Raw genomic sequence first — 17702 nt, forward strand, 5'->3', positions numbered from 1 at the left:
AAGTTAGCAACAAGCCAAAATATAACAGGCTATTCATTTTTACTTTATATTTGCAAAAAAAAATTACATGCAATTTCTTGTTTATATTTTAGCCTATCCTTTTCTCTGGCTTATTTCTATACTCCCTTTTAGAATATTTTACTGGTTTTCAGATTGCGTCTATTTTTTGGTGTATTATATTATTGGTTACCGTAAAAAAGTAGTTCGTGAGAATCTGGCACTTACTTTACCGCATTTAAGTGATTCTGAAAGAAAAACGATTGAAAAAAAATTCTACAGACACATGTGCGATATGTTTTTGGAAATGATCAAAACAATGAGTATTTCGCCTGAAGAAATGGAAAAAAGATTTCATGTAACTAATATAGATTTGATATTAGATTATGCTAAAAAAGGAAAAAGCGTGATATTGGTAGCTTCCCATTATGCCAGTTACGAATGGCTTTTGACCATTAATCCAAAACTTGGATTTCAGGGAATTGCTGTATATAAGAAGCTCGCTAATCCGTATTTTGATAAACTGGTTCGAAAAATACGTTCAAAATACAATTGCGAAATGATTCCAACAAAAAATACAATTCCGCTTATGGCACAAAACCAGCGGAAGGGAAAATTGAGCTTATATGGGTTAGCCAGTGATCAGTCGCCGAAATTAGACCGTATTTTTCATTCAAATGATTTTATGGGAATTGAAGTTCCTGTACATACAGGTGCTGAAATGCTCGCAAAGAAATACGATTTAAGTGTTATAATGGTAAAAGTTAAAAAAGTAAAAAGAGGTTATTATGAAGCTACTTTTCTTACCCTTGCCGACAATCCAAAAGACTTTGAAGATTTTAAAATTACAGAAATGTATATAAAAGAAGTCGAAAAACAAATTCTTGAAGCTCCTGAATATTATTTATGGACACACAAAAGATGGAAACATCGAAAAAAATAAAAAAAGCTCAAAAGTCGTATAAAACTTTTGAGCTTTTTTTGAATTAATTTATTCTTTAACCAAATAAATTCCGTCATCTTTTATTTCGATGAGTTTTTCTTTATATAAAGCTCCGATTGCTTTTTTAAATGTTTTTTTACTCATTTTCAAAACTGTTTTAATGTCTTCAGGATGCGAATTGTCATTCAAACGTAAAAAACCCCGACTCGCCCTTAGTTCATTTAAAATCTTCTCTGCATTAGGTTCAATACTTTCGTACCCCTGTACCTGCAGCGCCACATCTATTTTATTATCAGGACGAATGTTTTTGATGTAGCCGCGCATTCTGTCTCCGGTTCTTATCGAATCATCGTACACTTCGTCTTTGTAAAGCAGTCCTTTGTGCTGTTCATTGATGATAACATTGATTCCTAATTCGGTAATATGTGAAACTATCAAATCTACTTCTTCTCCTTTTTCAACAGTTAAATTATCATTACTTAAAAATTGGTTTGTTTTGCTGGAAGCTACTAAGCGATTGGTTTTTTCATCCATATAAAGATATACCAGATAACGTTTTCCTTTTTCCATAGGACGAGCCTGTTCTTTAAACGGAACCAAAATGTCTTTCTCCATTCCCCAATCCATAAATGCCCCCACCTGATTGATGTAATTTACCCTCAAAAGAGCAAATTCGTTCAGAAAAATATAAGGTTCAAGCGTAGTAGCCACCGGACGCTGTTCGTGATCCAGATAGACAAAAACAACCAGTTCTTCTCCTATTTCAAATTCATTGGGAACGTATTTGTTGGGCAATAAAATATCGTGAATACCTTCAGGGTCTTTTTCAGGATTTCCTAAAAATAGACCAACTTTGGTGTCACGTAATATAGTAAGTGTATTGTATTTTCCTATTTCAATCATATTCTTGAAGTTCTAAACTAACTTAGCTAAGTTTTAAAGTGCAAATGTACGAAGTTTGAAAATGGTAAAGCGAAAAATATTTTGCATAAAATGAACGACCCCCTTTTATTATAATCTATAGTTTTTAATTAAATTTGAGAACCTTAAATAATTCCCTCATCAAATGAAAAAAAATATCTTTTATTTCGTTTTTATCTTTTTTATCTTTTCTCAAATCGCCATATCTCAGGTTGCTGAAGATCCAGAGATAAAACAAATGATTTCTGAAGTTAAAGCTCAAAATTTGGAAGCAACTGTTCGAAAATTAGTCACTTTTGGAACCAGACATACTTTAAGCGATACTAAAAGCAAAACAAAAGGAATTGGTGCCGCACAACAATGGGTAAAATCTGAATTTGACAAATATGCTTTGGAATCTGGCGGAAGACTGACTTCTACAATAGATTATTTTACGGTTAAAGCAGATGGAAAACGAATTAAAGTTGACAGTCAGCTTGGGAATGTAATGGCAACTTTAAAAGGAACAGATCCTAATGATACTCGTGTACTTATTATTAGCGGCCATCTTGATTCGCGTGTTTCTGATGTAATGAATGTAAAATCAGATGCACCAGGTGCAAATGATGACGGTTCAGGAGTTGCAGCGGTAATGGAGCTTGCAAAAATAATGAGCAAAAGATCTTTTTCTGCTACCATAATTTTTGTAGCTGTAACAGGTGAAGAACAAGGATTATACGGCGCCAGACATTTAGCGGAGTTAGCAAAAGCATCAAACTGGAATATTCTTGCCATGCTAAATAATGATATGATTGGCAACAGTTTATCTAACGGAACTAATTTAAGAGATAATACACAAGTGAGGGTTTTTAGTGAAACTATTCCGTTTTTAGAAACTGAAGAAGAAGCTAAAATGCGTAAAGCAACAAATCGCGATAATGACAGTCCGTCAAGATTATTAGCTCGTTATATTAAAATGGTCACAGAACAATATGTTGATCAGCTTTCTGTAAAATTAGTGTACAGAAATGATCGCTTTTTACGTGGTGGTGATCATACTCCTTTTAGTCAAAATGGTTTTACTGCGGTTCGTTTTTGCGAAATGAACGAAAATTTTGATCACCAGCATCAGGATTTAAGAACAGAAAACAACACTAAATTTGGTGATCTTCCTGAATTTATGGATTTTGATTATTTGAGAAAAAACACATGTGCCAATTTAGCTGTTTTGGCTAATCTGGCCTGGTCTCCAAAAGCTCCAGTAAATGTTGGAATTGAAGTTAAAAACCTTTCTAATTCCTCTACATTAATTTGGAATGCTCCAGCAGACAAACCACAATTCGGCTATCAAATTCTAATGCGCGAAACTTCATCACCTCATTGGGAAAAGACTTTTTTTGTTAAAGACACCAAAGCTGAAATTCCGTATTCTAAAGACAACTATTTCTTTGCTGTACAAACAGTTGATGCATTAGGTCATTCAAGCATTCCTATTTTTCCAATTCCCATTAGATAGAAAAAAAGGCAATAAAAAAGCGCCATTTTTAGGCGCTTTTCTTTTATATATTATTTTAAACCAACTCTTTAAAAAACTGTTTCAGGATAACATCATTTTCAGCAGTTGGCGTGAAAATCTCTAATATGCCCGGAACATCATTAGCTGCATATAAAGATTTTATATTTTGCTCTAATGAAGCAGAATCTGTAGCTTTAAAATAATTCAATTGATACATTTTTGCAAGATGCTCTGCTGTCAGGTGATGTGAAGTTTCGAAATAGGTATTAAAAACAGGTTTTTCTTCGTGACCCGGTAAAATCCTGAAAATCCCTCCACCTCCATTATTGATGAGGATAATTTTAAAATTTTTAGGAATGTATGAGTTCCACAAAGCATTACTGTCGTACAAAAAACTAATATCGCCAGTAATAAAAATGGTTTGCTTTGAACTCCCTGTTGCTGCTCCGATTGCTGTTGATGTACTGCCATCGATTCCGCTTGTTCCTCTGTTGCAAAAAACTTCTATAGTCGAATCAATATCTATTAATTGGGCATATCGAATGGCAGAACTGTTACTTATCTGCAACTGACTATTTTTTGGTAAAGATTCGATTACCTTTTCGAATACTTTAAAATCAGAAAACGGAATTTTATCTAAATACTTTTTCTTTCTAATTTTTCGCTGCTCGTAAATTTCATTGATTTGTTTGAAATAATCACTTTCAGCAAAAATGGTCCTAGAAAAAAAATCTCTGAAGAAATCATTTGGCTGCATTACAACATGTTTTGTCAATGCATTGAAAGTATCGTATGCACGTAATGTATCTATATGCCAGTGATGTTGAGGTTTATATTTTCGTAAAAAAGCTTTAATACGTTTTGATACTACCATTCCACCAAAAGTCACTAAAATTTCCGGCTCAAACTCCTTAAAATCAGCATCATCAAAAGGAGTAATTAAAGTATCAATACTGTTAATAAAATTAGGATGATGCAAATTAGAAGTAGTTTCTGTAAGTACCACCACAGAAGGATCTTTTGCCAAATTTATTATTACTTCTTCATCAATTGAGCCTGCTTCATTTACACCCACTAAAATAAGTTTTCGCTTAGCAGTGTTCCAAATTGAAGCCAATTCTCCCAAATTTTCAATTGATTTTGTTTCTGTAATTTCATCCAAATAAGTAATTTTTGGGCGAACCGAAAGTGTTTCAACGGTTTCATACAAAGGTTCCTCAAAAGGAGCATTGATATGAACAGGTCCTTTTTGAAGAATAGCAGTGTTTATGGCTTCGCTTATTTTTAAATCATTCTCTTCAGATGCTTCCTCAGTCAAATTGGCATTAAAAACCGAATGATTCTGAAAAACATTTTGCTGACGAATGGTCTGTCCGTCTCCAATATCAATTTTATTTTGTGGTCGGTCTGCCGAAATTACAATTAACGGAATCTGACTGTAAAATGCTTCAGCTATAGCCGGATAATAATTTAATAATGCAGATCCTGAAGTACAGACAATTGCTGTTGGCTTTTTGGTTTGTTGAGCAATTCCCAGTGCAAAAAAAGCCGCACATCGCTCGTCTGCAATGCTGTAACATTTAAAATTAGGATTTTGGGCGAAACCAATCGTTAAAGGAGCATTTCTGGATCCCGGAGAAATTATGATATTATGGATTTCTTTTGCTGAACAAATTTCGATAATACTTTGAGCAAGTGGTATTTTGGGGTAAATCATTCTAATGGCATGTTATTTTTTAAGAAAATCAACTACTAAAAATTTTCTTTTTCTGAACACAAAGTTACAAACTTAAGGTCTGATTTTGTTTATAAACACAAAAGATATTAAGCGCTTATTAGAAAAAGACAATATCTTTGCAAAAACTGATTTTTTCAATAAAATTAACCATTCTGTCTCTTTTGTCGTTTTTTATTTTGAAAATAAAAGGCGTTAAATTTTATTAATAAAACTCATTAAACTTAATTTAGTATGAATATAACTCTTAGACTGGCCAAATCAACTGATTTGGAAAAAATTCTTGAAATTGTCAATCATTCTATATTACATACTACCGCAAATTACAGCTATGATATTCAGACTATCGAAGTCCAGACTAAATGGTTTGAAGATAAACTTTCTAAAAACCTGCCTGTTGTTGTCGCCGATTTAGACGGAGAAGTTGTAGGGTTTGGAAGTTACGGACAATTTCGTGAAAAAATTGGTTATCAATATACTGTCGAACATTCTGTGTATGTGGTCGATCATGTGACTGGAAAAGGTATTGGTTCAAAAATTTTAACAGAACTTATTCGTCTGGCAAAAGAGCAAGGATATCATGTTATGATTGGCGCTATAGATGCAGACAATGCCGGAAGCATTGCTTTTCATGAAAGATTCGGATTTGTTGCCACAGGAACAATTCGTGAAGTTGGCTATAAATTTGATCACTGGCTGGATCTGGTTTTTATGCAGCTAATTTTAGAATAATTTTTCATTCTACCACCCCACTCTCTTAATATAAAAAAAGCAACTAACAAATTATCAATACATTACACCTTCCATTTAACCGTTAATAACATTACTTTTTATTGATTTTTCTTAAATTCGTGAGACTAATCTTAATTAAAAAATCAAATGAAAAGTAAAAAGAATTTATTTTTATGTCTTGGAGCATTCATTTTGCTCTCAGGATGTCAGCTGGATGAACCTGATAGCTATTCTGATTTGGATGTGGTTTATACTGATTACATCAAAGATTATGATTTCGCTTCAAAAGGTACTTACGCCATCCCTGACAAAATTGTTGTAGATGTTAAAATAGAAGACGGAGACACTACTTTTGTTTATATGGAGACTCAATATGCAACTCCGATATTAGCATCAATTAAAAGTAACATGTCTGCATTAGGCTGGACAGAAACACCTATAAGCAGTTCACCGGATGTATTGCTTACACCGGCAATGATGAAATCTACGACAGTATTTTTCTCCTATTGGTATGATTGGTGGTACGGAGGTTATTACCCTCCTTACTGGGGATGGTATTACCCGCCTTATGTTAGTATAAGCTCCTATACAACAGGTAGTTTACTAATGACGATTTCAGACCCTGAGGTACAAAGCCCAACAGGTACAAGTCCGGCGGTATGGGTTTCAGCAGCAGCAGGTTTAGTAACCTGGAATTATGATGTAAACAGAGTAACAAAAGGAATAGATCAGGCTTTTGCACAATCTCCTTATCTTAAAACTAATTAACTTATGAAAAAATTTATATTAAGCCTAATTCTATTAGGAACAATTAGTAATATGAGTGCTCAGTCTGTTACTAATTTATCGTATTCGATCGGATTTCCAAGTGGTGAGTTCTCAGATTATATATGCGATGCGAGTTTTCGTGGATTTTCATTCACTTATTCAAAATTTGTGAAACCTCAGGTAGCTGTTGGTTTTACTACCGGATGGAACGTTTTCTATAGTGACTTACCTTATGACACTTATACAGAAGGAACTACTTCGCTTTCTGGAAAACAATACAGAACAAATAACTCTGTTCCGATATTGGCAACAGTAGATTATTACTTCAAACAAAACGACAAAATAAATACCTATGCAGGTTTAGGTTTAGGAGTAGTTTACAATCGTAGTAATACTGATATGTATATTTATACCATAGAACAAGAGTCATGGAATTTTGCATTACAGCCTGAAATTGGTCTGGAATACAAGGTAGACCCAAAAATAGCATTGACAATTGCCGGTAAATACATCTACGGGTTTGAATCTGGAGAAATTAATCATCCCGTTTCATATTTTGCAATCAATCTGGGGGTTTCTTTTTTGGGAAGATAACCACAAACTGGATTACTAATACAAAGGCTGTCTAAAAAGGCAGCCTTTTTGCTGTTATGTTTTCAAACAATTCCTAATACTTCCCCAAAAAAAATGAGATTTCCAGTTTCCCAAAAATCTCATTTCAAATATTTTTCTTTAAATATTATCCTTTTATCCAATTCACAATTTCAGGATCTGTTGGCAATGTTCTTGGCTTAATAACTTTTACCAGCTCACCCTTTTCATTAATTAAATATTTCTGAAAATTCCACTCTACTTCAGAATCCTGCAAACCGTTTTTAGATTTTTGAGTAAGGAATTTATAAATTTCACACATATCATCACCTTTCACAGAAACTTTGTCCATCATTGGAAAAGTTACCCCATAATTTTGCTGGCAGAAAGCAGCGATTTCCTTACTTGTACCCGGCTCCTGAGAAGCAAAATTATTTGCCGGAAAACCCACAATTACAAAACCTTTAGATCCATATTCTTTATACAAAGCTTCTAATTCTTTATACTGAGGTGTCAGACCACATTTTGAAGCTGTGTTTACAACCATGATTTTTTTTCCTTTTAAAGAAGAAAAATCAAAAGTATCTCCTGATAAATCCTGTACCTTAAACTGATAAATGGTTTGTTTCGCCATAACTTTTTCTGTGTTAGGTTTATTGATACTTGTTTGAGCCTGAACTTGTGCTGCCATTAAAAAGACTGCACTGCAAACTAAAAATACTATTTTATTCATCATTTAATTTTTTATAAAATTAATCAAATTCTAAATGAAATCACTGATTCGTATTCAATTTTTATCACAAAATGTTACTGCTTTCAAAATCTTATTGTCAATATAAAAGGTTACGTATTTTTAAAAAAACTTCCCAAAATTTAACACATTCCCATAAATATAGCTGTAAAGGATGTATTAATACAAAACTGCACTATCAAAATAATAATAGTAATGGCAATATATCTATAATAAATTTTATTGAATTAAATTTGTGCAATCGATTACATTAACCACTTGTAAACAATTTAAAAACAATTAATTAATTTTTAAACAATGAAAAAGACATTACCCCTAATTCTTTTCCTACTTAGTTTTTCGGGCATTTTTGCTCAAAACTACTACATGCCTGTACCTGAAGGCTTTGGCGCTGCTGCGACTGGTGGAGGAACCCCGACTCCTTCTAATACTGTAACTGTTTCTACTTATAAGCAATTATCAGATGCACTTAAATCTCTTGATCCGTCTACATCAGTAATTTTGGTAGCTCCCGGAACAATTGATTGTACTTATCTGAGTGTACAATTAAATAATAAAACTATTATTGGAATGCCTGGCGCAATTCTGAAAAATACTCAAATAGATATCAATAATGCAACAACTTCGAAGAATGTATCCGGGATTTTTGGTCTTAAAGAAAATTCATCTAATGTTATATTCCGAAATCTTGTATTTCAGGGGCCTGGTGCTTTTGATGTAGATGGTAGAGATTTAATTACTAATGAAGGTACCAATATCTGGGTTGATCATTGTGAATTTCAGGACGGAATGGATGGAAATTTTGATAACAAAGGAAAAGCTGACAACATTACAATATCATGGTGTAAATTTACTTACAAAGAACAACCAATACCCCGAAATGTAACAAATTTTACAAATGACCACCGTTTTTCAAATTTGATAGGTTCTGATCATGATGATTTCCCTACTGATGGTCATTATAGTATTACTTTTAAAAACTGTTATTGGGCTGAAGGTTGTAAAGAGAGAATGCCAAGAGCAAGAAATGCTGAATTACATATCTTAAATTGTTACTATAAAACCTCTGTTTCTGGATCATTAGCTATAGGTTTAGGCGGAGGAGACAATAATACAACTTGTTATGTTGAAAATAGTAATTTTGAAACAATAGCAAAAGTTTATCAATCTTACTCTGGTGATGGAGGAACAATTGGTTTAGAATTCAGTGGTTCTGTTCAGGGAGCAAGTTCTACGCCTGTTTCAGTCGCAAATATTGGAACAGTTTCCAAGCCATCATACTCATATACAAAACTTAATACATCACAAGTAGCTACTTATGTTAAAGATGAAGATTGCGGAGCAGGAGCCACATTACAAGTCACTGCTGATGGTGTAATTTCTACAAGTTGCCCTAATACTTTAGGAGTAAATGATAATGTAGCTGATTCAGAACTTAAAGTTTACCCAACGGTTTTAGACAACGTTTTAAATATCGAATTTTCAAGTATAGAAAATGGTAAAGCAATTGTTGATGTTTACTCCTCAAACGGAACTAAAGTTTTAAACCTTGCAAAAAATGTTACCTCTAATGAAAAATTAGAATTAAATGTAGCAAACCTTGCTCAAGGTGTCTATGTGTGTAAAGTTCAAATTGATAATAAAGTTAAAACTTTTAAGGTAATTAAAAATTAGTTTTAAACTATTAATAAATTTTAAAAACAGTAGCAGAATTTAAGTCTGCTACTGTTTTTTTTTTTTAGTATAATAATACTGATCAATAAAGAATAAGTCCGTTTAAAATTTCTTAAACTATAAATAATAAAAAACCGATTTGTACAATTCACAAATCGGTTTCTGTATTTTTTTATACTTTTTAAAAGAACTTCTAAAAAGCTGCTTTCATTTTGTCTTTAATTGCATCTAAACACAAATTATTAATACTTCCTTCGTGGGTGTGTCTGGTTTCTTTTGGAGATTTATAAGTTCCTGCTTCTAACTGTTCGGCAACGGCTTTGTAAGCATCCCTAAAAGGCATTCCGTCAACCACCATTTCGTTTAAAGTATCAACCGTAAACAAATAATCGTATTTTTTATCTTCTAAAATATGATCTTTCACCGTAATATCTTTAATTGAAAATATAGCTATATCCAGACAAGCTTTTAAATTTTGAATCGCAGGAAATAAACCTTCTTTTAAAAGCTGCAAATCTCTGTGGTAACCACTTGGAAGATTATTGGTAATTAAAGTGATTTCGTATGGAAGTGCCTGAATCTTATTGCATTTTCCTCTGATCAATTCAAAAACATCCGGATTCTTTTTGTGAGGCATAATGCTTGATCCTGTTGTAAGATGCGCAGGCAAACCAATAAAATCAAAGTTCTGGCTCATATACAAACAAACATCCATGGCGAATTTTGATAACGTTCCTGCCACACTTGTCATGGCAAAAGCCACTGTTTTCTCTGCCTTTCCACGGCTCATTTGTGCAGCTACAGCATTATACTTTAAAGTTTCAAAACCTAATTCCTGAGTTGTAAAGGTTCTGTTGATTGGGAATGAACTTCCGTAACCCGCAGCAGAACCTAACGGATTCTGATCTACAATTTTTGAAGCTGCATTCAGCATCGTAATATCATCGATTAAACTTTCCGCATAAGCAGAAAACCACATTCCGAATGACGATGGCATCGCGATTTGCAAATGCGTATAACCTGGCAATAAAACGTTTTGATGTTTTTCTGCAGATTCCATTAGCAAATCAAAAAGCGTTTTTACTTGTTCTTTTATCGCTTTTAATTCGTCTTTTAAATACAAATGAACATCTACTAAAACCTGATCGTTACGAGAACGCGCAGTGTGGATTTTCTTTCCAGCATCGCCTAATTTAACTGTTAGAAGATATTCGATTTTAGAATGTACATCTTCGAAACTGTCTTCGATTTCGAAATTTCCAACTACGATATCAGCGATAATTTCGTTTAAGGCATCAACCAAAGAAGCGGTTTCTTCTGAAGTTAATAAACCAATCTGTCCCAACATTTTAGCGTGAGCGATTGAACCTAAAGCATCGTATTTTGCTAAAACTAAATCCAGTTCACGATCGTTTCCAACTGTGAATTGTTCGATTTGTTTATCTGTTGGTATTCCTTTTTCCCAAAGTTTCATAACTTAGATTTTTAGACTTCTTAGATAGTTAGATTTTTAGACTTCTTAGATTTTAGACCTTTAGATTCTTCTCTTTGTCGAATCTTTGAAGTTATTTTCTAACTTATTTATAATGTCATCGTTTATATTGATAGTGTTTCTAGCCCCGATAGTAGTGGAAATCCTTTTATTTTTTTCTTTAAAAAATAAAAGATTGCAACGGATAGCGGGAATAGCTCCTGAATAATTTTATAATTTAAAGAAATCGGTTAGTATTTTGATATACAAGTCAACTCCTTCTTCAATTTCATTTACAAAAATAAATTCGTCTGCTGAATGCGACCGTAGGGTTTCTCCTGGTCCTAATTTCAAGGACTGGCAACTCAACACCGATTGATCTGATAATGTTGGAGAGCCATAAGTGGTTCTTCCTAAAGCTATTCCGGCCTGTACCAAACCGTGAGCAATTGGAATAGACGAAGCATTCAAATGCATGGATCTTGGTTTCACTTCGGCATTTACACTGGCTGTAACTACTTCTAAAATTTCAGCATTAGTATAGCAGTCGTTTACACGAATATCAACCACCAAATCACATTCTGAAGGAACTACATTATGCTGTTTCCCTGCGTTGATCTGAGTTACAGTCATTTTTACCGGACCTAAAACGTCTGAGATTTTGTCGAATTTATAGTTTTTAAACCATTCCATTACCGGAATTGATTTGTATAAAGCGTTATCATCGTTTTGATGCGCGGCGTGGCTTGCGGTTCCTTTTACTTTTACGTCAAGAACTAATAAACCTTTCTCTGCAACAGCCAATTGCATTAATGTTGGTTCTCCCACAATGGCGCAATCCAGTTCCGGTAAATGTTTTAAAACACTGTTTAAACCATTTTTCCCGCTGCTTTCCTCTTCTGCCGAAGCAACAATAACGATATTATGTGATAAATTTTGATTTTCGTAAAAATGTACAAACGTCGCCAACAACGAAACCAGACATCCACCGGCATCATTACTTCCTAAACCGAAAAGCTTACCGTCTTTTTCAATCGCTTTGAACGGATCGTTGGTGTAAGCCTGATTGGGTCTTACAGTATCATGATGTGAATTTAGTAAAAGCGTTGGCTTCTTTTTGTCGAAATATTTGTTGAAAGCCCACACATTATTGTTTTCTCTTTTGAAAGGAATCTCATTTTGACTGAACCAATTTTCTATTAAAAGAGCCGTTTGATCTTCTTCACTTGAAAATGAAGGGGTTTCAATCAGATTTCTTAATAAATTAATTGCTTCTTGGGTAAGCGTTTCTATATTTTTCATTTTAATTAGGTACTGATACTATCCCGATAGCTATCGGGACTGAAATTCTAAGACTGCAAAAGTCTTGGTTTCTTTGAAACTTAGCAACTTTTTCTTTTATAAAGTAATCGTCGTATGCAGAACGTCTGAATTTTGAAGCATTCTGTGATGCCCAATTTTGATTTTCTGTACACCTCGTGACAAACTATTGAAACAGTTATCCAATTTAGGAATCATTCCGGAATGGATTACTTTTTCTTCTTTTAGTTTGTTGTATAATGTTTCGTTAATTTCCGTAATCACAGACGAATCGTCTTCTGAATCCTGTAAAACACCTTGTTTTTCAAAACAATACGTTAGCGTTACATCAAAAACTTCAGATAATGCAATTGACAATTCACTTGCAATCGTATCCGCATTTGTGTTTAATAATTGTCCGTTTTTGTCGTGTGTAATCGCACAGAAAACAGGTACAATTCCAGCTTCTAATAAAGTTGCTAGCAATTTTGTATTGACATGTTTTACGTCACCAACAAATCCATAATCGATTGTCGGGTGATTTCGCTTTACAGATTGGATTAAATTCCCATCAGCACCAGAAAAACCAACTGCATTATTGTTTTTTGCCTGCAATTGCGCCACAATATGTTTGTTGATTTGTCCAGCGTAAATCATCACCACAACGTCAAGCATTGGAGCATCTGTAATTCGGCGTCCGTCAATCATTTGCGGAACCAAACCAATACTCTGCGCCATTTTTGTAGCCGATTTTCCACCGCCGTGAACCAATACTTTATATCCTTCAATTTTAGAAAAATCAGTTAGAAATTGTTCTAATTCTGTTGGATTATCGATGATGTTTCCGCCTATTTTTATTACTGATACGTTCATTATTTTTAAGGTTCAGAGGTTCAGAGAGACAAAGGTTCAAAGGTTTTCTCAAAGCTTTTAAAACCTTTGAACCTCTGCAACTTTGTGCCTTTGTACCTTATGTTTACAATTTCTTCAAAATCTTCTGTAAAACTAATTGTGCAGAATATGTCCTGTTATTTGCCTGTTCAATTACGATTGAATTTTCACTGTCAATTACTTCATCGCTTACAATTACGTTACGACGAACCGGAAGACAATGCATGAATTTTCCGTTATTGGTCAAAGCCATTTTTTCGGCAGTAACTGTCCAATTTGGGTCACTGTTCGTTACTTTTCCATAATCATTGAAATTGCTCCAGTTTTTTACGTAAACGAAATCAGCATTTTCAAAAGCTTTGTTTTGATCGTATTCAATTTTACAGTCTTTTGTAATTTCCGGGCTTAGTTCATAACCTTCCGGATGCGTGATTACAAAATCCATATCCTTTTGCATCTGCATCATTTCTACAAATGAATTCGCAACAGCCTGTGGCAAAGCTCTTGGATGCGGCGCCCACGAAAGTACTACTTTTGGTTTGTGTTTTGTTTTGAATTCTTCCATTGTGATAGCATCTGCTAACGACTGTAATGGATGACGCACAGCACTTTCCATGTTTACGATTGGCACTGTAGCATGTTTCAGAAATCCTGAAATAACTGTTTCGGCATAATCTTTTTCTTTGTCAACCAGACCTGCAAAAGCACGGATAGCGATGATATCACCATATTGAGAAACTACTTCTGCTGCTTCTTTAATATGTTCTGAAGCACCTGAATTCATTACAGCACCGTCTTCAAATTCCAACGTCCAGCCTTCGCTGCCAAAGTTCATCACCATAACATTCATTCCTAAATTCATGGCCGCCTTTTGTGTACTTAAACGAGTTCTCAAACTAGAATTGAAAAACAACATTATTAAAGTTTTCTTCTTTCCTAAACTTTGATTTTTAAGCGGGTTCTTTTTGATTTTTATCGCTTGTTTTACCCATTTTGATAATGAGTTGATGTCTTTTATTGAGATATAGTTCATATTTTTTAATTTAGATAATTTGATAATTAGAAAATTGGATAATTGTGATTATCTAATTAACTAATTTTCTAATTCACTCATTAGATTATTTTCGTAAACGGGATTTCGTTTTTTAATGCCTTTAAAATAAAATTATCATTTAATCCATTGACGATCCAGGTTTCTATGTGGGCCGCTTTCGCAATTCCGGCAGCTTCAATTTTAGATTGCATTCCTCCTGTTCCGTGTGATGATTTTGAATCTCCGATTTCTTTCTCAAGCGATTTTAAATCATTTACCAATTTAATCGTTTCCGGAACTTCATTATGAATTGATTCTTTCGTGTAAATTCCGTTTGTATTGGTTGCAATTATCAGAATATCAACATCTAGCAGCACCGCTGTTAAAGCCGCTAATTTGTCATTATCTCCAAACCGAATCTCATCTGTCGCAACGGTATCATTTTCATTGATAATTGGAATGTAATTGTTTCTAACCAATACATTAATTGTATTTACAATGTTCTTTTTCGTCTGCTCTTTTTCGAAATCAGAATAAGAAAGTAAACACTGTGAAGTGTGTAATCCTAAATCCTTAAAATTTTCATTGTAAATCCGCATTAAATGAGGCTGTCCGATAGAGGCCAAAGCCTGCTTCACAAAAACATCTTTATCCTGATTATCCAGTTTTACAAATTGCTTTGCTGCGGCAATTGCCCCGGAACTTACTATTATAAACTCATATTCGTCGTTTAGAGCTGCAATCTGTATCCCTAAGTCTTCAATCTTTCCCCGCGAAATATGATTGGTTTCTTTGGTTAAAGTATTGCTTCCTATTTTTAATAAAATCCGTTTTTTTATCATGTCATTTAAAGATACTAAGGCTCTAAGATGCTGAGATTCTAAGTTTTTTTTAGAATTTACTAATTATCTAATTGCCTCAATTTTCATATTATCTCAATTACCTAATTTGTCCTTCTCCGTAAACGTACCATTTATTGGTCACGAGATGTTGAAGGCCGATTGGACCGCGTTGATGCAATTTATCAGTACTGATTGCTAATTCTCCGCCCAGACCAAATTGTCCGCCGTCTGTAAAACGGGTTGAGGCATTTTGGTAAACTGCTGCGGCATCTATCGATTCCATAAACTGTTGTGCAACTTCGTTATCTCTTGTAATAATTGCTGCAGAATGTCCTCCGCAATATTTATTAATCATATTAATTGCATGATCCTGAGAATCGATGGTTCCGATTACGATTTTATAATCCAGAAATTCTTCGTACCAAATATCTTCGTTTTCGATCGTCTTAGTATTTTCGAAATTCTCTAACAATTTATCTACAATAACTTCTACTTTTGCTTCTATTAAAGCCTCAATCAGCATTGCTGTGAAGCCTTCAAAATTAGGAAGTTTCGAATCAATCAAAACTTTATCCAAAGCATTACAAGCTGAAATTTTAGCTGTTTTGGCATTCAAAATCACTTTTAAAGCCAAATCTGTATCTGCTTTTTCATTAACGTAAACAAAATTATTTCCTCGTCCGCTTACAATTACAGGACACGTTGCATGTCCTTTTACAAACTCAATTAGTTTTTCTCCTCCTCTTGGAACAATTAAATCAACTTTTTGAGTTGGTTTTTCTAAAAACGCCTGAGTTTCTGTTCTGTTGTAATTCAGATATTCTACCCAGTCTGTCGAAACTCCGTTTTCTTCTAAAGCTTTGTGCCAAAGACTTACGATTTTCAAATTTGATTTTAAAGACTCTTTTCCTCCTTTTAATAAAATTTTATTTCCGGATTTAAACGCAATTCCGCCCGCTTCTATTGTAACATCTGGACGAGATTCGTAAATAATTAAAATCGTTCCAAAAGCGGCTGTTTTATTTACCACTTTTATTCCATTATCATGAGTGAAATGAAAACGCTCCACACCAACAGGATCTTCCTGAGATGCTAATTGGTTTAATGATAAAATCATCTCATCGACTTTTTTATCATCTACTTTTAAGCGTTCTTCCATCGCTAAATCTGAGCCGTCGTAATCGGCAAGATCTTCCTGATTAGTCAAGATTATCTCATTCCGCTCCTGTTCGACCAGCTTTGCCATAGCCCGCAAAACCGCATTGCGTGTTTCAATTGATAATGGTTTCATAATTTCAAGTGGGTTGGTTGTTTTTTGGTTGTTTCTTTTTATAGAAACTTATTGATACCTAACAGGTTTTAGAAACCTGTTAGGATAATTGCGTGTTTAGTTTTTTAATTCTTCTAAACTTTCTTTTAAAGCTTTTACAAACGTATCGATATCTGCTTTTTTGACAGTTAAAGGCGGTAAAATTCTTAATAGATTTTTATTGTTCGCGCTTCCTGTAAAAATGTGTTTTTCGATGATTAATTTCTTTCTTAAAGCTGCAACATCAAAATCAAACTCTACTCCAAGCATTAATCCTTTTCCTTTTACTTGTTTGATTCCTTCTACTTCTTTGATTTTCTCTAAGAAATATTCATAAACTTCATTTACATTCTTTTGTAAATCAAGTTTTTCAATTACATCTAAAACTGCAATTCCTGCTGCACAAGACAAGTGGCTTCCGCCAAAAGTTGTTCCTAATAATCCGAAACTTGCTTCGAATTTTGGAGAAATTAAAATTGCTCCAACAGGGAAACCGTTCCCCATTCCTTTAGCTACTGAAATAATATCAGCATTAATTCCGTGATGTTGAAACGCGAAGAATTTTCCGCTTCTTCCGTATCCTGATTGTACTTCATCTAAAATCAAAACCACATCGTATTTTTTACATGCTTTTTCTAAAGCCTGAAAAAATTCAGTTGTTCCTTGATCTAAACCTCCAACTCCTTGAATTCCTTCGATAATTACTGCTGTAACATCTCCTTTAGCTAATTCAGCTTCAACTAATTCTATTTGATTTAAAGGTAAAAAAGTAACTACTTGCTGTGCATTTATTGGCGCAACGATTTTTTTGTTGTCTGTAACAGCAACTGCCGCAGAAGTTCTTCCGTGGAAAGAATTATCAAAAGCCACAACTCTTGATTTTCCGTTATGGAAAGAAGCTAGTTTTAAAGCATTTTCATTAGCCTCAGCTCCAGAACTGCATAAAAATAATTCGTAATCTTCAAGACCAGAAAGTTTTCCTAATTTCTGAGCCAATTCCACCTGCAAAGGATTCTGAATGGCATTCGAATAAAAACCTAAATTATCTATCTGATTCTTTAGTTTTGCTACATAATCCGGCTGTGTGTGTCCGATAGAAATCACACCATGTCCGCTGTATAAATCTAAGTATTCTACTCCTTTGTCGTCAATAATGGTACAATCTACTGCTTTTACTGGAGTGATGTCGTATAATGGGTAAACGTTGAATAAGTTCATTTTTTGTTTTGTTTATTTTGTCTCAGGTTTCA

General features: G+C 33.9%; 16 protein-coding genes. 6 read left to right on the top strand and 10 right to left on the bottom strand.

The annotated features are described in order from the left end of the window. Positions 1-67: 67 nt before the first annotated feature. Positions 68-940: a lysophospholipid acyltransferase family protein gene (locus AAEO57_RS07695; protein WP_341691253.1), complete on the top strand. Its 873-nt coding sequence runs from the start codon at positions 68-70 to the stop codon at positions 938-940. Between the two features lie 48 nt (positions 941-988). On the opposite strand, the gene AAEO57_RS07700 is transcribed toward AAEO57_RS07695, so the two are convergent. After that, on the bottom strand, positions 989-1843 hold the full coding sequence (locus AAEO57_RS07700) for a CvfB family protein (RefSeq protein ID WP_341691255.1): 855 nt from the start codon (positions 1841-1843) through the stop codon (positions 989-991). Positions 1844-2006: 163 nt separating this feature from the next. Here AAEO57_RS07700 and AAEO57_RS07705 point away from each other — a divergent pair, with 163 nt between their 5' ends. Beyond that, the gene (locus AAEO57_RS07705; RefSeq protein ID WP_341691257.1) at positions 2007-3356 is read left to right on the top strand and encodes a M28 family metallopeptidase; all 1350 of its coding nucleotides are present in this window, start codon (positions 2007-2009) and stop codon (positions 3354-3356) included. Positions 3357-3411: 55 nt separating this feature from the next. On the opposite strand, the gene menD is transcribed toward AAEO57_RS07705, so the two are convergent. Further along, positions 3412-5073: a 2-succinyl-5-enolpyruvyl-6-hydroxy-3-cyclohexene-1-carboxylic-acid synthase gene (gene menD / locus AAEO57_RS07710; RefSeq protein ID WP_341691259.1), complete on the bottom strand. Its 1662-nt coding sequence runs from the start codon at positions 5071-5073 to the stop codon at positions 3412-3414. 252 nt (positions 5074-5325) lie between these two features. Between menD and AAEO57_RS07715 the strand changes: the two genes are divergently transcribed. From AAEO57_RS07715 to AAEO57_RS07725, 3 genes are all read left to right on the top strand, one after another. After that, positions 5326-5823 carry a GNAT family N-acetyltransferase gene (locus tag AAEO57_RS07715; protein ID WP_341691261.1) on the top strand — a complete coding sequence of 166 codons (498 nt, stop codon included), beginning with the start codon at positions 5326-5328 and terminating at the stop codon, positions 5821-5823. 147 nt (positions 5824-5970) lie between these two features. Next, entirely contained in the window at positions 5971-6591 is a 621-nt protein-coding gene (locus tag AAEO57_RS07720) for a DUF4136 domain-containing protein (protein ID WP_341691263.1), read from the top strand. Positions 6592-6594: 3 nt separating this feature from the next. Then, positions 6595-7185, top strand: a complete 591-nt coding sequence (locus tag AAEO57_RS07725) for an outer membrane beta-barrel protein (RefSeq protein WP_341691265.1) — start codon at positions 6595-6597, stop codon at positions 7183-7185. Positions 7186-7330: 145 nt separating this feature from the next. Here the strand turns inward: AAEO57_RS07725 and AAEO57_RS07730 are convergent, their stop codons facing one another. Continuing rightward, complete coding sequence (locus tag AAEO57_RS07730) at positions 7331-7915, bottom strand: glutathione peroxidase (RefSeq protein ID WP_341691267.1); 585 nt, start codon at positions 7913-7915, stop codon at positions 7331-7333. 315 nt (positions 7916-8230) lie between these two features. Between AAEO57_RS07730 and AAEO57_RS07735 the strand changes: the two genes are divergently transcribed. Then, positions 8231-9607, top strand: a complete 1377-nt coding sequence (locus tag AAEO57_RS07735) for a T9SS type A sorting domain-containing protein (protein ID WP_341691270.1) — start codon at positions 8231-8233, stop codon at positions 9605-9607. 193 nt (positions 9608-9800) lie between these two features. Here AAEO57_RS07735 and argH read toward each other — a convergent pair whose 3' ends face one another. From argH to AAEO57_RS07770, 7 genes are all read right to left on the bottom strand, one after another. Then, positions 9801-11081, bottom strand: a complete 1281-nt coding sequence (argH, locus tag AAEO57_RS07740) for an argininosuccinate lyase (RefSeq protein WP_341691272.1) — start codon at positions 11079-11081, stop codon at positions 9801-9803. Positions 11082-11309: 228 nt separating this feature from the next. Further along, the gene (locus tag AAEO57_RS07745) at positions 11310-12380 is read right to left on the bottom strand and encodes a M20 family metallo-hydrolase (RefSeq protein ID WP_341691274.1); all 1071 of its coding nucleotides are present in this window, start codon (positions 12378-12380) and stop codon (positions 11310-11312) included. A 96-nt stretch (positions 12381-12476) separates the two neighbouring features. Next, on the bottom strand, positions 12477-13250 hold the full coding sequence (gene argB / locus AAEO57_RS07750) for an acetylglutamate kinase (protein ID WP_341691276.1): 774 nt from the start codon (positions 13248-13250) through the stop codon (positions 12477-12479). A gap of 103 nt (positions 13251-13353) precedes the next feature. Then, a complete protein-coding gene (locus AAEO57_RS07755; protein ID WP_341691278.1) occupies positions 13354-14301 on the bottom strand; it encodes an N-acetylornithine carbamoyltransferase in 948 nt (315 codons plus the stop codon). Positions 14302-14381: 80 nt separating this feature from the next. Continuing rightward, positions 14382-15143: a glutamate 5-kinase gene (proB, locus tag AAEO57_RS07760; RefSeq protein WP_341691280.1), complete on the bottom strand. Its 762-nt coding sequence runs from the start codon at positions 15141-15143 to the stop codon at positions 14382-14384. A gap of 97 nt (positions 15144-15240) precedes the next feature. Then, positions 15241-16434, bottom strand: a complete 1194-nt coding sequence (locus tag AAEO57_RS07765; RefSeq protein ID WP_423972143.1) for a glutamate-5-semialdehyde dehydrogenase — start codon at positions 16432-16434, stop codon at positions 15241-15243. A gap of 96 nt (positions 16435-16530) precedes the next feature. Continuing rightward, a complete protein-coding gene (locus AAEO57_RS07770) occupies positions 16531-17670 on the bottom strand; it encodes an aspartate aminotransferase family protein (RefSeq protein WP_341691282.1) in 1140 nt (379 codons plus the stop codon). Between the last annotated feature and the right edge of the window lie 32 nt (positions 17671-17702).

It is taken from the genome of Flavobacterium calami, from assembly GCF_038290035.1.
Taxonomy (GTDB): domain Bacteria; phylum Bacteroidota; class Bacteroidia; order Flavobacteriales; family Flavobacteriaceae; genus Flavobacterium; species Flavobacterium calami.